This is a genomic window from Catonella sp., from assembly GCF_057250765.1.
Genome location: NZ_DBHIEC010000008.1, coordinates 100,353 through 117,105 on the forward strand (window position 1 = coordinate 100,353; position 16,753 = coordinate 117,105).

General features: G+C 42.0%; 12 protein-coding genes. 4 read left to right on the forward strand and 8 right to left on the reverse strand.

Annotated features, from left to right (window positions below):
• The first annotated feature begins 77 nt into the window (after window positions 1–77).
• Complete coding sequence (locus ACO6HM_RS05930; protein WP_485390212.1) at window positions 78–692, forward strand: TetR/AcrR family transcriptional regulator; 615 nt, start codon at window positions 78–80, stop codon at window positions 690–692.
• A 15-nt stretch (window positions 693–707) separates the two neighbouring features.
• On the opposite strand, the gene ACO6HM_RS05935 is transcribed toward ACO6HM_RS05930, so the two are convergent.
• Window positions 708–1,310 carry a TetR/AcrR family transcriptional regulator gene (locus ACO6HM_RS05935; RefSeq protein WP_485390213.1) on the reverse strand — a complete coding sequence of 201 codons (603 nt, stop codon included), beginning with the start codon at window positions 1,308–1,310 and terminating at the stop codon, window positions 708–710.
• Between the two features lie 130 nt (window positions 1,311–1,440).
• Here ACO6HM_RS05935 and ACO6HM_RS05940 point away from each other — a divergent pair, with 130 nt between their 5' ends.
• The gene (locus ACO6HM_RS05940) at window positions 1,441–2,769 is read left to right on the forward strand and encodes an MATE family efflux transporter (RefSeq protein WP_485390214.1); all 1,329 of its coding nucleotides are present in this window, start codon (window positions 1,441–1,443) and stop codon (window positions 2,767–2,769) included.
• Window positions 2,770–2,996: 227 nt separating this feature from the next.
• On the forward strand, window positions 2,997–3,386 hold the full coding sequence (locus ACO6HM_RS05945) for a helix-turn-helix transcriptional regulator (RefSeq protein ID WP_485390215.1): 390 nt from the start codon (window positions 2,997–2,999) through the stop codon (window positions 3,384–3,386).
• A gap of 40 nt (window positions 3,387–3,426) precedes the next feature.
• Here ACO6HM_RS05945 and ACO6HM_RS05950 read toward each other — a convergent pair whose 3' ends face one another.
• Genes ACO6HM_RS05950 through ACO6HM_RS05975 form a run of 6 tightly spaced genes read right to left on the reverse strand, consistent with a single transcriptional unit; the run spans window position 3,427 to window position 13,845 of the window.
• Complete coding sequence (locus ACO6HM_RS05950; protein WP_485390216.1) at window positions 3,427–6,081, reverse strand: family 78 glycoside hydrolase catalytic domain; 2,655 nt, start codon at window positions 6,079–6,081, stop codon at window positions 3,427–3,429.
• A gap of 17 nt (window positions 6,082–6,098) precedes the next feature.
• The gene (locus ACO6HM_RS05955; RefSeq protein ID WP_485390217.1) at window positions 6,099–6,950 is read right to left on the reverse strand and encodes a sugar phosphate isomerase/epimerase family protein; all 852 of its coding nucleotides are present in this window, start codon (window positions 6,948–6,950) and stop codon (window positions 6,099–6,101) included.
• 41 nt (window positions 6,951–6,991) lie between these two features.
• A complete protein-coding gene (locus tag ACO6HM_RS05960) occupies window positions 6,992–8,785 on the reverse strand; it encodes a family 43 glycosylhydrolase (protein ID WP_485390218.1) in 1,794 nt (597 codons plus the stop codon).
• Window positions 8,778–10,091, reverse strand: a complete 1,314-nt coding sequence (locus ACO6HM_RS05965) for a glycoside hydrolase family 1 protein (protein WP_485390219.1) — start codon at window positions 10,089–10,091, stop codon at window positions 8,778–8,780. The genes ACO6HM_RS05960 and ACO6HM_RS05965 overlap by 8 nt, the downstream gene beginning before the upstream one ends.
• Window positions 10,092–10,125: 34 nt before the next feature.
• Window positions 10,126–12,342 carry a glycoside hydrolase family 2 protein gene (locus ACO6HM_RS05970; RefSeq protein ID WP_485390220.1) on the reverse strand — a complete coding sequence of 739 codons (2,217 nt, stop codon included), beginning with the start codon at window positions 12,340–12,342 and terminating at the stop codon, window positions 10,126–10,128.
• Between the two features lie 12 nt (window positions 12,343–12,354).
• Complete coding sequence (locus ACO6HM_RS05975) at window positions 12,355–13,845, reverse strand: MFS transporter (protein ID WP_485390221.1); 1,491 nt, start codon at window positions 13,843–13,845, stop codon at window positions 12,355–12,357.
• Window positions 13,846–14,116: 271 nt separating this feature from the next.
• On the opposite strand from ACO6HM_RS05975, the gene ACO6HM_RS05980 reads away from it, so the two are divergent.
• Complete coding sequence (locus ACO6HM_RS05980) at window positions 14,117–15,307, forward strand: helix-turn-helix domain-containing protein (RefSeq protein ID WP_485390222.1); 1,191 nt, start codon at window positions 14,117–14,119, stop codon at window positions 15,305–15,307.
• On the opposite strand, the gene uxaC is transcribed toward ACO6HM_RS05980, so the two are convergent.
• Window positions 15,304–16,701 carry a glucuronate isomerase gene (gene uxaC, locus ACO6HM_RS05985; protein ID WP_485390223.1) on the reverse strand — a complete coding sequence of 466 codons (1,398 nt, stop codon included), beginning with the start codon at window positions 16,699–16,701 and terminating at the stop codon, window positions 15,304–15,306. The two genes, ACO6HM_RS05980 and uxaC, sit on opposite strands and share 4 nt — an antisense overlap.
• Window positions 16,702–16,753: the final 52 nt, after the last annotated feature.

The window sequence follows — 16,753 nt, forward strand, 5'->3', positions numbered from 1 at the left end:
TTTGTTAATCAAACACAGTGTTGTATTTCGTATTTCATTATGTTACTATGAATATATACATTAGGAGGAAATACGCGATGAAACGAATCAATCAGTTTGAACGTACAGACCGGGATATTATGAATGCCTTTTTATCCCTTTTAGGTTCCAAAGCTTTTGAAAAGATAACTGTTTCCGATATCATTGATGCTGCAATGGTTAACCGCTCCACCTTCTATCAGCATTTTCAGGACAAATATGCAATTTTGGAAAGACTCCAGCAAAAATATGTAGCAGAACTGACAGATATCGTACATAATATACAGATACAGAACCGTAGTGATTTAAAACAGATTGATCGGATTTTTGAAACCTATTTTTTAAAAAATCGTGGAACCTTACGCAATCTGCTGCATATTAAAACAGAACATGTAGATATTGCCAAACAGCTGCGTGCTCTGTTTACGGATTATTTTCTGAAAAGCTTTGACAGTATTTACGAGCTAGAAGCTTATCTGATGTCCGGTCTCTGGCTTGATTTCTTTCTCTACTGTCTGGAACATGACATGGCGGCAGAGAATTATTCCACACTGCTCTTTGAGAGTTTTTATAAAATATCACTGCATTTCTTCCGATTTGAGCAAAATCAGAACGCACAGGAGGCCTTTCTTGATCTGCTTGACACTTATGCCGGAAAAAGCAACACCTGTTAAGCATAAGTTACAGATTTATTTCTGCTGAGCATATGCTTCCAAAAAGGTAGAACAGATTTTTCTCAGTCTCTCTGCAACCTCTTCCGGTGGAGTTTGCATTCCTTCTTTCATCCATGCAGAAATCAGATGTCCGCAACCACCTGCAACAAACAGATATGCTGCATCTTTTTCTTCTTCAGCACATCCGGGCATATGCTGTGCCAGACGTGGTCTGCATCCCCGATAGAATAATTCTGAGATACGTGTAGCAAAGCCCGGGTCACCATTGGGAGAAGTAAGTAGCGCATACGAATTCTCTTTGTTCATCATTCCCTTAATGATTTTAATTAATAATCCCTGGGATGTACTTTCACAACTGTCTTTGATACTTTGCTGTATTCCTTCCAGTACCTCTTCCTCCAGCTTTTGCATTAATTCAAACTGGTCTGCATAATGCGTGTAAAAAGTAGCACGGTTAATCTCTGCTATGTCGCAGATTTCCTTTACCGTAATTTTATTAATCGGCTTTTTCTCTAAGCACTCAAAAAATGCTTCCCTGATTCTCATTCGCGTATATCTGACTCTTGCATCCGTTTTCATTCCAAGCACCTCACTATTTACATTTTCTTTTTTATTCAACACTTTTCTTCAAACCGTTGTTTATCTTTCGTTCTATCACATATTGATGGTTGTTTTACATATTTCTACAAATTATAATAGAAATGCGAAAGAAAATCAACAGATGACGTTTATTTTGGAGGTTACATCTATGCAAAATGAAGCTATTTTTCAAAAATCTGTATGGAAGGCTATCTTTTCTCTTAGTATTCCCGCCCTTATTTCCATTGTTGTAATGATGTTCTATAATATGGCAGACATGTATTTTGTCAGCTGGCTTGGCGATTATTCACAGGTTGCTTCTGTTTCCCTTGTTATGCCTGTTTTCTCTATTTTAATGGCAATCAGCACTATGATTGGCAATGGCGGCTGTACGAGAATTGCACAGGCATTGGGACAACATGATGAGCAACAGGTACGCAGCTACAGTGCCCTTTGTGTCTGGTCAAGTATTATTTTGGGAATTATTTTTGCCATAGCCTGTTTTCTTTTTTGTACACCATTATTACATTTTCTTGGTGCCAATGAAGAAATGTGGAATTATACAAAATCTTATCTGTTAATCCTTGCGATTGGTGCCCCAATTATTCTGCTAAATCACAGTATCGGCGGAGCACTGCGCGGTGAGGGGGAGATTAAGGCGGGATTGCTGGGTGGAATGCTTGCAACCATTTCCAACATCATTTTAGATCCGTTTTTCATTATTGTACTTAAACTTGGTGTAAGCGGTGCTGCTATCGCTACTGTCCTAGGAAATGTCATCGCGGTTATCTATTATTTCATATATAAAATAAAAGGTAAGACACATTGCATTATTGAATTGCGCCCTTCTTATGCGCATGATATAAAAGCTTTGGGAAGTATTCTCGCTCTCGGACTCCCAAATGCCATCAGCAGCATCCTGGGCGGCTTTGCCGGTACCTTCAGCAACCATATTCTGGTGGGATATGGTACTGCAGCAGTGGCTGCAATGGCGGCTGCTGGAAAAGCTATTATGCTGGTAACGATGATTCAGATGGGAATTTGTATGGGTATTCAGCCATTATTAGCTTATTGCTATGGTGGAAAGGATTACACAAAATTAAAAGAGATATTACAAAAAGTCACAATTCTTACTATGGTGATTGGTACCATGCTTACTGTTTCTATATATTTGGGCAGGGAATGGGTGATTGGTCTGTTCATCAAGGACCCTTCTGTTGTTGCACTCGGAGCACATCTGGTAACTTATCAGATTCTGATGGGACCATTCATCGGTATCTACTATCTTTCCACTAATTTTTTACAAGCAAGTGGCAATGCACCCAGTGCCTCCATCGCTTCTGCTCTCAGGCAGGGACTCCTTCTGATACCATTATTATATCTTTTTAGTGGTCTGTTCCAGCTGGAAGGACTACCAATTGCCAATCTTGTCGCAGATGCGGTTTCTGTTCTAATTACAGAAATACTAGCATTATATTATTACCATAAAATGATGTAGGTGTCAAAAGTCGGTTTTAAAAAGACTTTTGACACTCACATCATCTTATAATATTCTTATCAGTATTTTTAGGTCATTTCATGCAAAGAATAGGGACCTTATTTGCAGACAAAAGGTGGGTAATATGAAAAAAGAACTTCTAGATAGATTGAAAAAAATTACTCCAGAAGAGGAACAGTACTTAGGCGGAAGAGACCAGGTCCGCAAACAGTATAGTACAGACCACCATGGGACTATTACTTATGAATCTTTCCGCCTTTGCAGAAAATATAAATAAGGGACTACCTGACAGATACGATGAAAATATGATGTTTACAGTGTTAAAATATATAGAAACCCGATATAAGAATGGCACCCTAACTGAAATTTCAGCCGAAATTAATGAACCGGCCTATTTTGTGAGCCGTTTATTAAAGAAACACTTAAACAAGAATTTTAAAGAGCTCTTACAAGAAAGAAAGCTCCAGCAGGCTGTTTTCCTGCTGAAGCAAAGTACACTTACCGTCGAAAAAATAATGGCTGCCGTAGGCTATGACAACAGCAGTTATTTCCACAGAAAATTCCGTGAAAAATACGGCATGTCACCTAATGAGTATAGGCTAAATATGGTGAATTAATTTGTTTGATTCAGACTCAGGTGATAAGCCTTTATCTTTGTTATGCATCTTTCATTATTTCTTCAAATACTTTCTTTCCGGGCTCCACTACATACTCGCTTCCGTCAGTGAGGATTACCTTTGCCTTCATATTGCACGGTATTTCGACCTCTATTATACATTTTTCTCCCTCATAATGCCATCCGCTTTTTATAAGCCCCTTAGGGGAGAGGTATTTTGCTTCGGCATATCCCAATGATTTATCCGGTACAGGCTTTATTACGGTTTCATTCTGAGAATACTTTATTCCACATACCCCACTGATAAGCCAGCCCACTACCGCTCCGTAGGAATAATGATTCAATGATTCCTTAGGCACTCCTTTCTCATTTATGCCTTCCCAGGTTTCCCATATGGTTGTTGCTCCTTTTTTTACTGAATAGAGCCATCCCGGCATACCCTCCTGAAGCAAAAGCCTGTACGCGGCATCTGTATAACCGTGCTTAACCAGAGCCTCGCATATATGGGGAGTGGTCAAAAAACCGGTGTTTAAATGATAATCTGCTTCTTCTACAAGCCTACTTAACCCGGCTGCCGCCGCTTTTTCCTTCTCTTTCGAAAGAAGCCCGAATATAATAGGTCTTACATACTGACATTGTCTTTTTGATTCTATATCGCCTTTTACTGTAAAGCTTTCTACAAAAGCCTTTTTCGCATTCTCCGACATTTCTTTATAATAAGCTGAATCGGACTCAAGTCCCAAAATATCCGCAATATCCGACAAAAGCTTTCCTGAATGGCTGAAATAGGCAGTCGCCACGTCATAGTTTCCGTCCCTCATGCTCTGCGCGGGATTGGTTCCCGGTTCGCACCATTCTCCGTAATTTATACCCGTTTCAAAGGTATAATCCCTATATTTCTTGTCTTTGGCAAATTCTTTCTCCCCGTGTTCCTTTGCGGTTTTTGTGAGAAAATCGTACCATTTTTTCATCATATCATAGTTATCTCTCAAAATACGCTCATCACCGGTTTTTTTATATATTTCATAGGGAACGATTATACAGGCGTCTCCCCACCCGACAGAGCCTGCAAGCATTTTACTTATCATGCCCGGTCTATTGTTTGGAGGAGCGATGTTTGCTATACGCCCGTCCTCATACTGCCCGTACCTGCATTGCTTTAACCAATGGCGAAATACCGTAACCGAGTCCATAAGCGTAAGTCCGGTATCCGCGTACAATCCCGCATCGCCCGTCCAGCCTGCTCTTTCTCTGGTAGGACAGTCTGTAGGTATATCTAAGAAATTGCCCTTCTGGCTCCATAATGCGTTCTCAACAAGTCGGTTTACCAAAGCGTTTCCGCATACGAAGCTTCCGGTACGCTCCATTTTCGAATATACGGCATGAGCAGTAAATACCGCTTCGCTAAGGTCAAGCTCCGTTATCACCTTCACATATCTAAAGCCCATTACGGTAAATTTAGGTTTATAGTGATTTTTACCGGCTTTACAGGTATAGCATATCATCTGGTATACGCCGCTTTCTTTATGCCGCACCCTGTCCTGAAAATTTTCTTCGGTAAAATTCCCGTTCTCATCAAGGGTCTCACCGTGAATTAATGTAATCGTCTTTCCCTTTTCTCCTGTAAGGGTAAATTCCACATATCCCGCTATATTCTGTCCAAAATCTATAACACATTCTCCGTCAGGAGTAGTTATAATTTTCCCTGTAAACGTTTCGTTCTCTGTGACCGGAATCATATTTCCTGCCGAAAGAAGATTATAGTCTGCCCCAAGCACGTAAGCCGGATACCAGCATTCTTTTTTACTGCCGTAGTCCTCTTTCCTCGCGTCATAAATCTCGCCCTGCTCCATATCGTTTTGAGCAAGCGGTCCCGATGAGGAGGCCTCCCATGAGGCGTCAGTGACTGCGATTGGCTCTCTCTCCACTTCAAGCCTTGCTATTACCGAAATCGTATCTCCGTATATATTTCTGTCTCCGTCCACTCCTGATGTGCTTCTGTACCAGCCGTCGCCTAATATAATCTCTATATTATTTTCTCCGACTTTTAAATACTTCGCTATATCATACGCCTGATATTTAATCTGATAATTATAGTTGCTGTTTCCCGGAGTAAGTACCTCTTCTCCTACTCTCTTACCGTTAATATAAGCCTCATAAACACCTTTAGCGCTTATATACAGCCTGGCGTTCTCCTTTGCTCCTTTTACATCAAAGGTATTTCTTAAATACCCCGCAGGCAGATGAGGTATATATCTTTCGGATTCTTCTTTCTTCTTCTCGTTAAAAGCCTTTCTTGCAAGACGGTTCATCTCATCGTCAAATTCAATTCCGTCCTCTATAGGAGCGCCTGTTTCATGGCTTATCCAAAATGCTCCTTGCCAGTCCTCCGGCTTTAGCAGACCCATCTCGTAACTGTTAATTTCACTCCATTCTCCGCATACATCATTTTCGTTCCAAAGTCGGATTCTCCACGTAACTCTAGCTCTTGAATCCGGCTGCCTTTCAATAAGACAGCTTGTCTTATTTGAACTCACCTTTCCGGTGTCAAAAAACGGCTTACCGTCTTCCTTTGCTTCTATATGATATGCCGTCTGGAAGCTTCCGTCCTCGCAGTTCCACGAAAGAAGGACGCTTTCGGTATCAAGCCCTATGGGATTTGTCATATACTCCGTTTTGCAGTTTATCGCTCTCATACCTTACCTCAGTTTCTCTATCTCACATATTTGTTCATAAAATCCGCCGACTTTTCCATGGAAAGAAGCGGTGACTTTTCAGGCCAATTTTTATGGCTTTCAAGCACCACGGCATCCGCGTTCTCCGAAAGCGCAATATCCACCAGACGCTTAAGCGGCATATTTCCATAACCAAGTTCCATACTGTCCGACTTTAAAATCGGCGTTAAAGGAGGCTTAGCTAACTTCGTACCCCTGTCGTTTATATGATACAGTTTAATCCGCCCTCTTAGTTTTTCTAAAAATCCTATCGTATCGACTCCCGCCTCCGCAGCCCAATAGGTATCCGGCTCAAAGTATAAATTGGAAGCCTCAGTTTCTTCTATCAATATGTCAATCACCGTGCGTTCTCCATCGGGCTTTAGGAATTCCACGTTGTGATTGTGGTAGCAAAGCGTGATTCCCACTTCCTTTAAGCGTTTTCCCGCTTCGTTAAGGCGTTTCGCAAGTTTCACAACCTCAGCCTTATCCGAATAATTAAAACGATACATACCGGTAATGATAAGCTTGTCCGTACCGTATTTTTTTGCTTCCGAAACCGCATTATCCATATCCCTTTCCAGACCGCCTAAATCCGTATGTATCCCAGTCACTGAAAGTCCTGCATCATTCACAAGCCTTTTCCAGTTAAAATTTCCGCCCTTCCCCACCGGCATACCTGCCATTTTTGTTAAAAATCTAACAATGAAAGGCGTATGGTTAATCATAAAGCTGTTCAGCTCAATGCCGTCATACCCAGCTTTCTTAATCCTCTTTAAAGCCTCCGCAGCTTCCCTTTCCGTCCTTGTTACCGTTCCGAGCATTATCTGCTGAATCGCTTTTATCGCCATCTTTATACCTCACGCTGCTTATCCTTTTAAACTCTGAACTCTTACAGCTCCCGAACCGTTCCCTCTGTTATTCCATTCTCATTAAAAGCGTCCACCCTCACATAATACTTCTCTCCAGCCACAAGAGCTCCTACTCGCTGGGATTTTGAAAAAGTCATGTAACTGTGATACAACTTTTCTGGCGCGTGTCCCCAAAGAATGTTGTAGCCGGTCGCCTTATCGTCCTTACTGTCTATCTCAATTAACATATCTAACTCATTCTTTCTAACCGCCGTAAACTCAGGCACTTCAGGCTTCTTTCCGTTACCTTTTCCGAAAACCCTAAGCCCCGAAACTGCAGGTATCTGTCCGTAAGGCACCGACATTTTGCTTAATTTTAAAAACCGTACCTTAATGCCGTCTTCCATATATATAAAATCATGGGGTAAATCGGTATCCGCTTCCCTCTTATCCTTAATTACGAAAAAGTCCTTACCGTTAATCGAACCCTCCAAAAGCCAGCGGGTGGAATAAACCTTCTCATCTATATATCTTGCCTGCGTGGTTCCCCTTATCTCTCCAGGAACCGGAATGTCTATATCATCATCGGCAAAATTTATCTGGATTCCTCTCACGTCATAAGTCTCGCCAAGGTCTGTTAAAAGCCAGGACTCGCTGTCGGTTTTTACAGGCATCCACCAGGTTCTTACATTCTCATCAGCCGCTTTTCCCGGTTCATGACCATCCTCATAAGAAGAAGCCATCATCTTCTTTCCGTATGAAAGCAGATAGCTGTCAGGCTCCGCCCAAGGATTGTCCTCTTTCACATTTACAGGCCAATCCCCGTATCTCTGATTGCAGAACAGCTCTCCGTCCTCATCGAAGCCCGCAGGAAAAAGTCCCACCCTGCGCTCAAAATCATGATTTACGCTGATTCTCATGGTGGCGGCGTGCCAAAGTCTGCCCTTTTCATCCCTCATTGTCGAGCCGTGTCCGGCTCCCGGTATAAATCCTCCCGGCTTATACGAATAAGGATTATTCTTGGCAGGCTTGAAAGGTCCTAACGGCGAATCTCCTATATACACCCCGTCTCCATAGGTATTGTACTGTGTGCCCGCAAATGCGTATTGAAGATAATATTTTCCGTCGTGCTTATCCATCCAGGCCCCCTCAATGAAAGGCCTGTCCGAAAACATCCCCTTTATCAACGGCACATATTCGGAAGGTATATCCCCTGACTTTTTGTTTCCTTCATTTAAGAAAGCCAAAAACGCTGCCTCCACCTCTTCATCGCTCTTAGGCAATCTCTCATTATCCTCCCCCACTCTCTCATAGCCGTAGATTTCAGACTTGCCGAAGATAAGCTCTCTTTTTTCTCCTATCGGAAGCATCGTATCCTTATCTAGCTCCACTCCCCAGATAGGTGTAGCATTAGAACATCCCCAATAAAAATACGCTCTTCCGTCATCATCCACAAACAAATTCGGATCCCAGAAATCAAACGAACCCTTAATCTCCTCATACGGACCGTTTAATACATCCTTTGTCCTGTAAAAATTACAAATCCCGCCCCTCTTGGAAGCGCAAAAATACACATATTCTCCCATGACCCTTGCATCCGGAGCGTAATCATATAGAGGGAGATTTTCCGGAAGTACGTGACTTTCCCATTCTGCAAGATTATCCGAAACCCATACGCTTAGATTCATCGAAGGAAAAATATAATATTTCCCTTTAAAATAAATCATCGAAGGATCCGCAGCCTCTCTGCATATCGCAATACGGTTTTTCCTCTGATCCGCATTAAACTGGTAACGATAACAGATATTTATCGGATTGCAAAAATAATTATTCATAACATTCTCCCAAGATTTTAAGGCTTCCCTTAGGCTTTCTTTCCATGTTGCTTCTATCCACCGAGATAAGACCGAAGGTCATGGAAAAACCCTTTTGCCACTCGAAGTTGTCAAGAAGCGACCAATACATATATCCTATTACCTGAATTCCATCCTTAATGCAGCTTTTCACTCCGTCTGCAGCTTCTTTGATAAATTCCTGTCTTTCATCATCGTCAGCCGTAGCTATTCCGTTTTCAGTGATCATAATAGGCATATCGACACCATTTGCCTTAAATTCCTCATTAACCCGTCTTATTACATTCTCCAGCGCAGCAGGATAATTTTCATATTCCATCTGTGTGATTTTTGCTCCCACAGGAACCGGAATAATTCCGTCTGCACCTATTTGTATACGTGAGTAATTCTGTAATCCAAAGAAATCGTCGTCCTTGATATAAGGAAGATAATGTGAGAACTCGTCATCCCACTCTTTTTGGGCCTTTTTCTCTCCGCCCTTAAGCGCCTGAACATCGTTTAGGGTAATCGTTAGCCCTATTATTAAATCCGGATTTAGAGCTTTCATAACCTCTTTTGCCGCTCTGTGCGCCTTCATTACTATAATATCGCCTTTTTCGGTACAGGGCGAAACAAAATATGCGGGATTTTCCGTTCCGAACGCCTCTATATTCTCTTCACGCTGATACTTCATATTTTCCATCATGGAATTAAAATTCATTCCTATCTGAGCTATTCCCTCAGCGTTTTCTCCCGATTTTTCTGCCATTTTCTTAAACTGTTCGGTCTTAGCTAACATTTGCTTCCTGTAACGCTCCGAGATAGCTGCCACCTGTAACCTCATATTAGCTTCATTTATTGTGCAAACATATTTAATCTCGCTTCCAAGCTGTTTTATGACATATTCGCAGTATTTGGCGAAAGCGTCAATAACAGACTCGTCCTCCCAGCCTCCGTTTTTAATTAACCATGCAGGCGAGGTAAAATGTATCATTGTAACGACAGGCTCCACTCCGTTTTCCTTACAGCACCTTATCACATTACGATAATGCTCAATTTCCGCTTCGTCAAAGCAGCCCTGCACCGGCTCTATTCTCGCCCATTCAATGGAAAACCTGTACGCCGTAAGTCCTGCAGACGCAAGCAGCCTAATATCCTCCTCATAGCGGTTGTAATGATCGACTGCCGAAAGCGACGGCTCCGTAAAATTAGAATGAGGCATCTGCTCCATAAGCCAATAATCGCTGTGTATATTATTTCCTTCCACCTGATGTGCCGCCGTAGCTGCTCCCACTAAAAAATTTTTCATCAAGTCACTCCTTCTTTCTTATCTTAGTTATAAATCAGTTCTTTTTTATCCTCGAAAGCGCCTCATTAAGCCTTGTGACATCTTCGCTTCCTATATCCATACCTCCCTGCTGCAACAGCTTCTTAAGCGGCTGTCTTGCCACCATTGCCTGCATTGCCGGAGAAATTTTAACGTCAGCACCCATTCCTCCTGCCGTACTCCTTTTCATACTCTCCATTATTCTCTCGATAATGGCAGCCCCCTCAGAAACCGCTTGAATCTCTCCCATAGTGCTGTTAATCGAAAGATAACCGTTATCCGCTTCTTCCTCGGAATGCTCGTCAAACCAGTTCTTAACCTTATCCTTTGACGCGAAATATATAGGATTAGGCTCCGAAACCTTGGCTATCTCCATCTCTTCCGTTATATCCGTCCCGGAGACACTCGCCTTTATTCTGTGAACCCCGCTTATAGGCACCTCAAACCTAAATACGTGCTCACCCTTTAACCTTCCCGCTTCTTTACCGTCCACATATAGAGTGACCTCTTTCTGATTGGAATATACCTTAATTTCCGTTACGGGTTCAAGCCTGTCATGATATCTTCTGCCACAAAGATGAATAAACGGCTCCTCAGTCCACCACGCCTTATAAATGTAGAAAGCGTCCTTCTTCTGCTTGCGGTCGAAGGTGACAAGTCCTTTATGGTTCTTGCCCGGATCTCCCGCCTCATCTCTTCCCGCCGCAGCGAATTCAAACATATTCCAGCAATAGGTTCCCCAAAGATAAGGCCTTTCCGAGAACATTTCAAGCATGTGTTCATGGTAAACCGCCTGATAGCTCTCTGTATAATCGCCCTTCTCAGGCTTAGGCGATTGTAAGGTAATAACTGAATCCGCCCCGTACTCGGTAAGTCCTATGACCGTATCTGGATATTTAGCGTGAAAATCGTCAAACCATGTGTCATTATCCGTAACCTCCCCTACATACCATCCGTAATAAAGGTTATACCCCCTTATATCGGGAAGCGTAACCAGAGGGCTGTCAGTTTCCAAAAGAAATAGATTCGCCATCGCCGAAACCCTGCCCGGATCCATTTTATGAATAAGCTCGTTAAGAATCCTGTGATTCTCCATCAAATCATCTGTTACTCCCTGCAATGTAATCTCATTTGAAATCGCCCAGCATATTATCGAGGCATGATTATAATTCTGAAGAATAAGCTCCTTCATCTGTTCTATGCTATTTTCGCGTCCATTTTCCATATGAACCGTAATATAAGGAATTTCCGCCCACACAATCATGCCCTTTTCGTCGCATAAATCATAAAAATACTGGTCGTGCTGATAATGTGCAAGACGTATGGAATTCGCTCCCATGGAAAGAATTATCTCCATATCATCTTCGTGCATCTCCTTTGTAAGAGCATTTCCCACCCCCGCTCTGTCTTGATGACGGCTGACTCCGTGAAGAGGGTAACTCATTCCGTTTAAGAAAAATCCTTTTTCGGGATCGAAACTGTACTCCCTGCAGCCGAACCTGTCACTTATCCTGTCTACCTCTTTGCCATTTTTATAAACGGTCGCCGTGGCAGTATAAAGATAGGGATCCTTTACTCCGTCCCACCTGTGAACGTCGGTTATTTTAATTGAACCCTGTCCCGCACGGTTCGTTCCGTTTATCTCGGCTAAAGACAACTCCGTTTCTCCCACTCCCTCTACCAACACCGTCACCCTATCTGCAGCCCCTGTAATATGAGCTTCAAAGGTAACGAAAGCATCTTTTCCGCATAAATGAGGAGTAATGTAGAATCCGCTACCGCCGTGATCCTCCATGTCAAAATGAACGCCGTCCGTAATTATCATATATACATCGCGGTAAATTCCGCCGTAAAACGTAAAATCCGCTCTCTGCGGATATACACGGTCATTCGGAGTATTATCCGCATAGACCTCCATTATATTGTAAGCTTCAAGCTTATCGGTTATATTTATGCGAAAGGTAGAGTAGCCGCCGTCATGCTTTCCTGCTTCCTTTCCGTTTACAAGCACCCTCGCGGAGGAATTTACTCCTCTGAACTCGATATAAACCTGTTCTCCCTTATCGGTTTCCGGTCTGCCGAATTCTTTTTTATAAAGACACTCTCCCCTGTAATAAGGTGCAGGTCCCGTCTGCCCGTCCACGGCATTCCATGTATGAGGAAGGTGCACCGTTTCCGGTGCCCCTTCCTTAAAAAATGTCCAATTATCATTTATATTGTATATTCTTCTCATATTCATACCTCTTTAATCAGCTTTGTGAAGCTCCGCTTCAATAAACTCATGCCTCATGCTCTCCTTCTTTTCGGCTATACGCTTCTGCACATTTACCATCTCAGCCTTTGTAAGACCGCAGTTTTTCATCGCTATTAAGGTAACTATCCAGCCTGCTATAGGAAGTCCGTATATCACACTTAACGCTATCTCCACAACTCCCGGTGTTAAAGGATCGCCCGGCTGGGGAACTGTATGAGTGTATCCTATCGCCGCTACCGCAGCTGTTGCTATAACCGCTCCGAAGGAGGATATAATCTTGTCGAGCAGGCTATACACTCCCGAAACAACGGCAGGCACATAACGTCCGCTTCTGTCAAGCTCATAGTCTATGGTATCCGCCATAAAAGAGGCATTTGCTGTAGAAACGCACATCTTACAGCCATTTAACGCGAAATTAAGGATTACATAAGCCCACATTGTGATTCCCGGCTTTGCTATGCTCGCAGGATTAACAACCAGGAAAAACACCGTAAGCACTGCTGCTACTGCCATACACCCAACCGTCCAGTCCACAATCGCCTTGCGACTTCCATGTTTTCCTGCGTATTTTGCTCCCAGAGCTGCAAAGATTATAGCTGGAACCATGGAAACCATACCAAGAATAGCACTCATCCCCATATTACCTATCATTATTCCGTAAAGCAAAGTGCTTATTATGCTCTGACCTGCCGTAACCTGGGCTATCTTATCTGATGCCGCCGCAGCTATATAGCTTTGCAGAGGCTTATTATGCTTAAGCACGTCTATCATATCCTTTAGCTTAAGAGATTCCGTGTTTTTTGTTCCTTTAAAATTCTCCGGTTTGTCTATACCACTTATTCCTATACAGCAAAGAATATTTCCTATAAAACCTAGGCCCAGCACCAGTTTTACCGCCATACTGAGATAGGCTTCGTTGAAGGCTCCTCCCGCAATACGAAGGATTACTACATTTAAGACAATGCCGAGAGTCATAGGTACGACATAATTAACCGCTGTCATCCAGACTCCAATTGAAGGGCGCTGCTTCGGATCATTAGTAAGCATTGGTGGAATGGTCTGTATTGTCATATTTATAACAGTATATCCGATAACATACATAATATACAGTGCTACAAATACCGGCGTTCCAAAACCCTTACCCACAAACAAATCGAACATAAGATAAAGTGCAACCGCTTCTATCAGAAATCCTAACATTATAAGGATTCTTAGCTTTCCAAATTTAGTATTCACCCTGTCATAAACAAAGGCGAACAGTGGATCTGTAACTGCATCCAGTATTCGTGTCGCAGTTAGAATAACTCCGATTAAAGCCGTTCCGACTCCAAAGCCTATGCTAGCAGCATAACTCGCCTGATTAATCAGTATGAATACAGTTGAGCCGCACAGCCCATTCGCTGCAAACAAAATAATCTGCCATAATTTCGCCCGACGGTAAGCTACGCCGTCAATTTCGCTCATAGTAGGTTTCTTAGCCATATTTACCTCCGTTTTCCAAAACCCCGATTATCTCAAATCATTTATCCCAGCTGGGATTTATGAAGTAATTATAGCTTTTTTTATACAAACATGTTAGAAAAATCAAGTTAATTATAGTATATTTTTTCTATTTTTACCCTCTTTATTTATTATAATTTTTGTAGTATAGTATTAGATAGAAAATATATACCGTTATTTGAAAATATTTTCTATAAAATATTAATGATTGTGCTTTGGCATTGTTCATATTTCAAGTGAAGGAAGAATACTTATGGATTTAAACCTTTTTGCTCTGCTTGTTTCTAATCTTCTTGGTGCAAACGTACTATCTGTAACAGAAGATAAAAAAGTTTTAATCGAGTTTGAAAGTAAATTTTGCTTTAATGAAGCTCTTCAGCCTATATTTACAGCACAGGCTCTTGAATTTCTTCTTAATTCCTTACAAGAGAACACCATTTATGAGATTACTGACAGGATTGATATCAGCCTGCTTTTTTTCAGATTCTGCGGATACTCCTTTCTTGTGGGTCCTTATGTAAAAAATGATTACAATGATATTAAAATGCAGACTATTCTCGCTGAGCGTGGCCTTTTAGCCTCCCATGCCATTTCATTAAAGCTGTACTATACCTCGCTTCCCCTGCTTTCCTCCTTTCATGCACAAAAAGAAATTGAAGCCTGTATCCGTTCCTTTTTACCGTCCTCGCCCCTTTACTCTTTCAGAAAACTGCACGGATTGTTTGACGAAAATAAGCCTATAATAAAAATTCATTCTGAGCCAGCTGACTATAAGGAGGTTTTACGTCGTTATGACTATGAAAATCATTTCCTTAATATGATTTCCTCCGGAAATGTAGAACAGGTAGGCAATGCCTTTTTAGAAATGCGAAAAAGCGGTGTAGACAGCGGTATTGACTCTCTGTACAAGGGTAACCCCCAGGCTTCTAGAGCAATTTTAAGAACTCTGGTCAGGAAAGCTGCGGAAAAGTCCGGACTCTCAGTCATAGTCATAGATGAAATCACCGAGCGCCACGCCCAATTGGCTGCTTCCGGACGAAGCTCCTCAGAACAGTTTTCTTATATACGTGATATGATATTGGAACTGACAAAGGCTGTACATGAACATATCACAAAATCCGGAAAATATTCCCCAATTATAGCGGAAATAGTGGAGCAGGCAGAGCTGCATATAAGTGAGGAAATACTTCTTTCTTCATTTGCTAAAGAGAATAATGTATCCGAGTCATATCTTTCAAAGAGATTCAAAAAGGAAACCGGCTTTACTTTTGTACAATATATAGCGAAAAAAAGATGCGAAAAAGCGGCCTCCCTGCTTAAGGAAACCGCTTTACATATTCAGGAAATTTCCGCTTATGTCGGATATCCCGATAATAATTATTTTATTAAAGTGTTTAAAAAACAATACGGGCTGACTCCATCGGAGTACAGAAAATCACTTTAAAACCCAAAATATCTCTTGGCGTTATAATAAGAAATGCCCTCAACAATCTTTTTTAAGCTCTTTTCGGCTGCCGGATATTCGCCTTCTTCGACAAGACTTCCTATCAGGTTACACATTATCCTTCTGAAATACTCATGTCTTGTGTATGAAAGGAAACTCCTCGAGTCTGTAAGCATTCCTATAAAATTTCCGAGCAGCCCTAAGTTTGCAAGAGAGGTCATCTGGTTTATCATTCCAGACTTATTGTCGTTAAACCACCAGGCGCTTCCATGCTGAATCTTGCCTGCGGTGCTGCCATCCTGGAAACAGCCGATTATCGTGCCTATGGTATCGAAATCCGCAGGATTAAGAGGATAAATAATTGTTTTAGGAAGCAATCCGTCCTCCTCAAGAACATTCAAATATTTACCCATTTCCACCGACGAGCTGTAGTTGTTGATAGCGTCTATTCCGGCGTCTGCACCGAGCGAATTAAATATCCTTTTATTTATATCCCTTGTTACTCCGTAATGAAGCTGCATTACCCAGCCTCTCTTCGCGTATTCCTTTCCCATAGCAACCATAAAGGCTGTTTTAAACTTCCTTCTTTCTGTTTCTGAAAGAGCTTTTCCGTCAAGCTTCTTTTTTACAATCTCATTTACCTCATCAGATGTATAGTCTTCGTACATTACATACTCAAGGCCGTGGTCGGATACCTTGCAGCCATTTTCCGCAAAGAAATCTATTCTTACTTTAAGGGCCTTCACGAGCGAGTCGAAATCCTCTATTTCTACTCCACTCACTCCGGAAAGAGTGGACAGATACTCCGAAAAACCGTCCTTTTCTATATGCAAGGCCTTGTCCGGACGCCATGCCGGAAGCACGCTTACAGAAAAATTATCATCTTTTATTTTCTTATGCCATTCCAGAGAATCGGCAGGATCGTCCGTTGTACAGATTACCTTCACATTCGAGCTTTCTATTAGCTTTCTTGCCGAAAATCCGCCATTTCTAAGCTTCCCGTTACAAAGCTCCCATACCTCGTCCGCGGTTTCTCCCGAAAGATAGCCCTCATAGCCGAAATATTTCTTTAATTCCAAATGGCTCCAGTGGTAAAGAGGGTTTCCTATCGCCATCTCAAGGGTTTCAGCCCACTTTTTGAATTTTTCTTTAGCTGAAGCGTCTCCCGTGATACATCTTTCCTCCACCCCGTTCGACCTCATCTGTCTCCATTTGTAATGGTCGCTTTCTAGCCAGACCTCCGTGATATTGTCATAGGCCATATCCTCGTAAATCTCTCTAGGACTTAAATGGCAGTGATAGTCTATAATAGGCATATTTTCAGCATATTCGTGATATAAACGCTTCGCCGTTTCAGTTTCAAGAAGAAAATCTTTATCCATAAAATTTTTCATATTTATTTCCATTCCTTTCGCTTTGCTCAAGGCACAAAACGTTATGAAAATG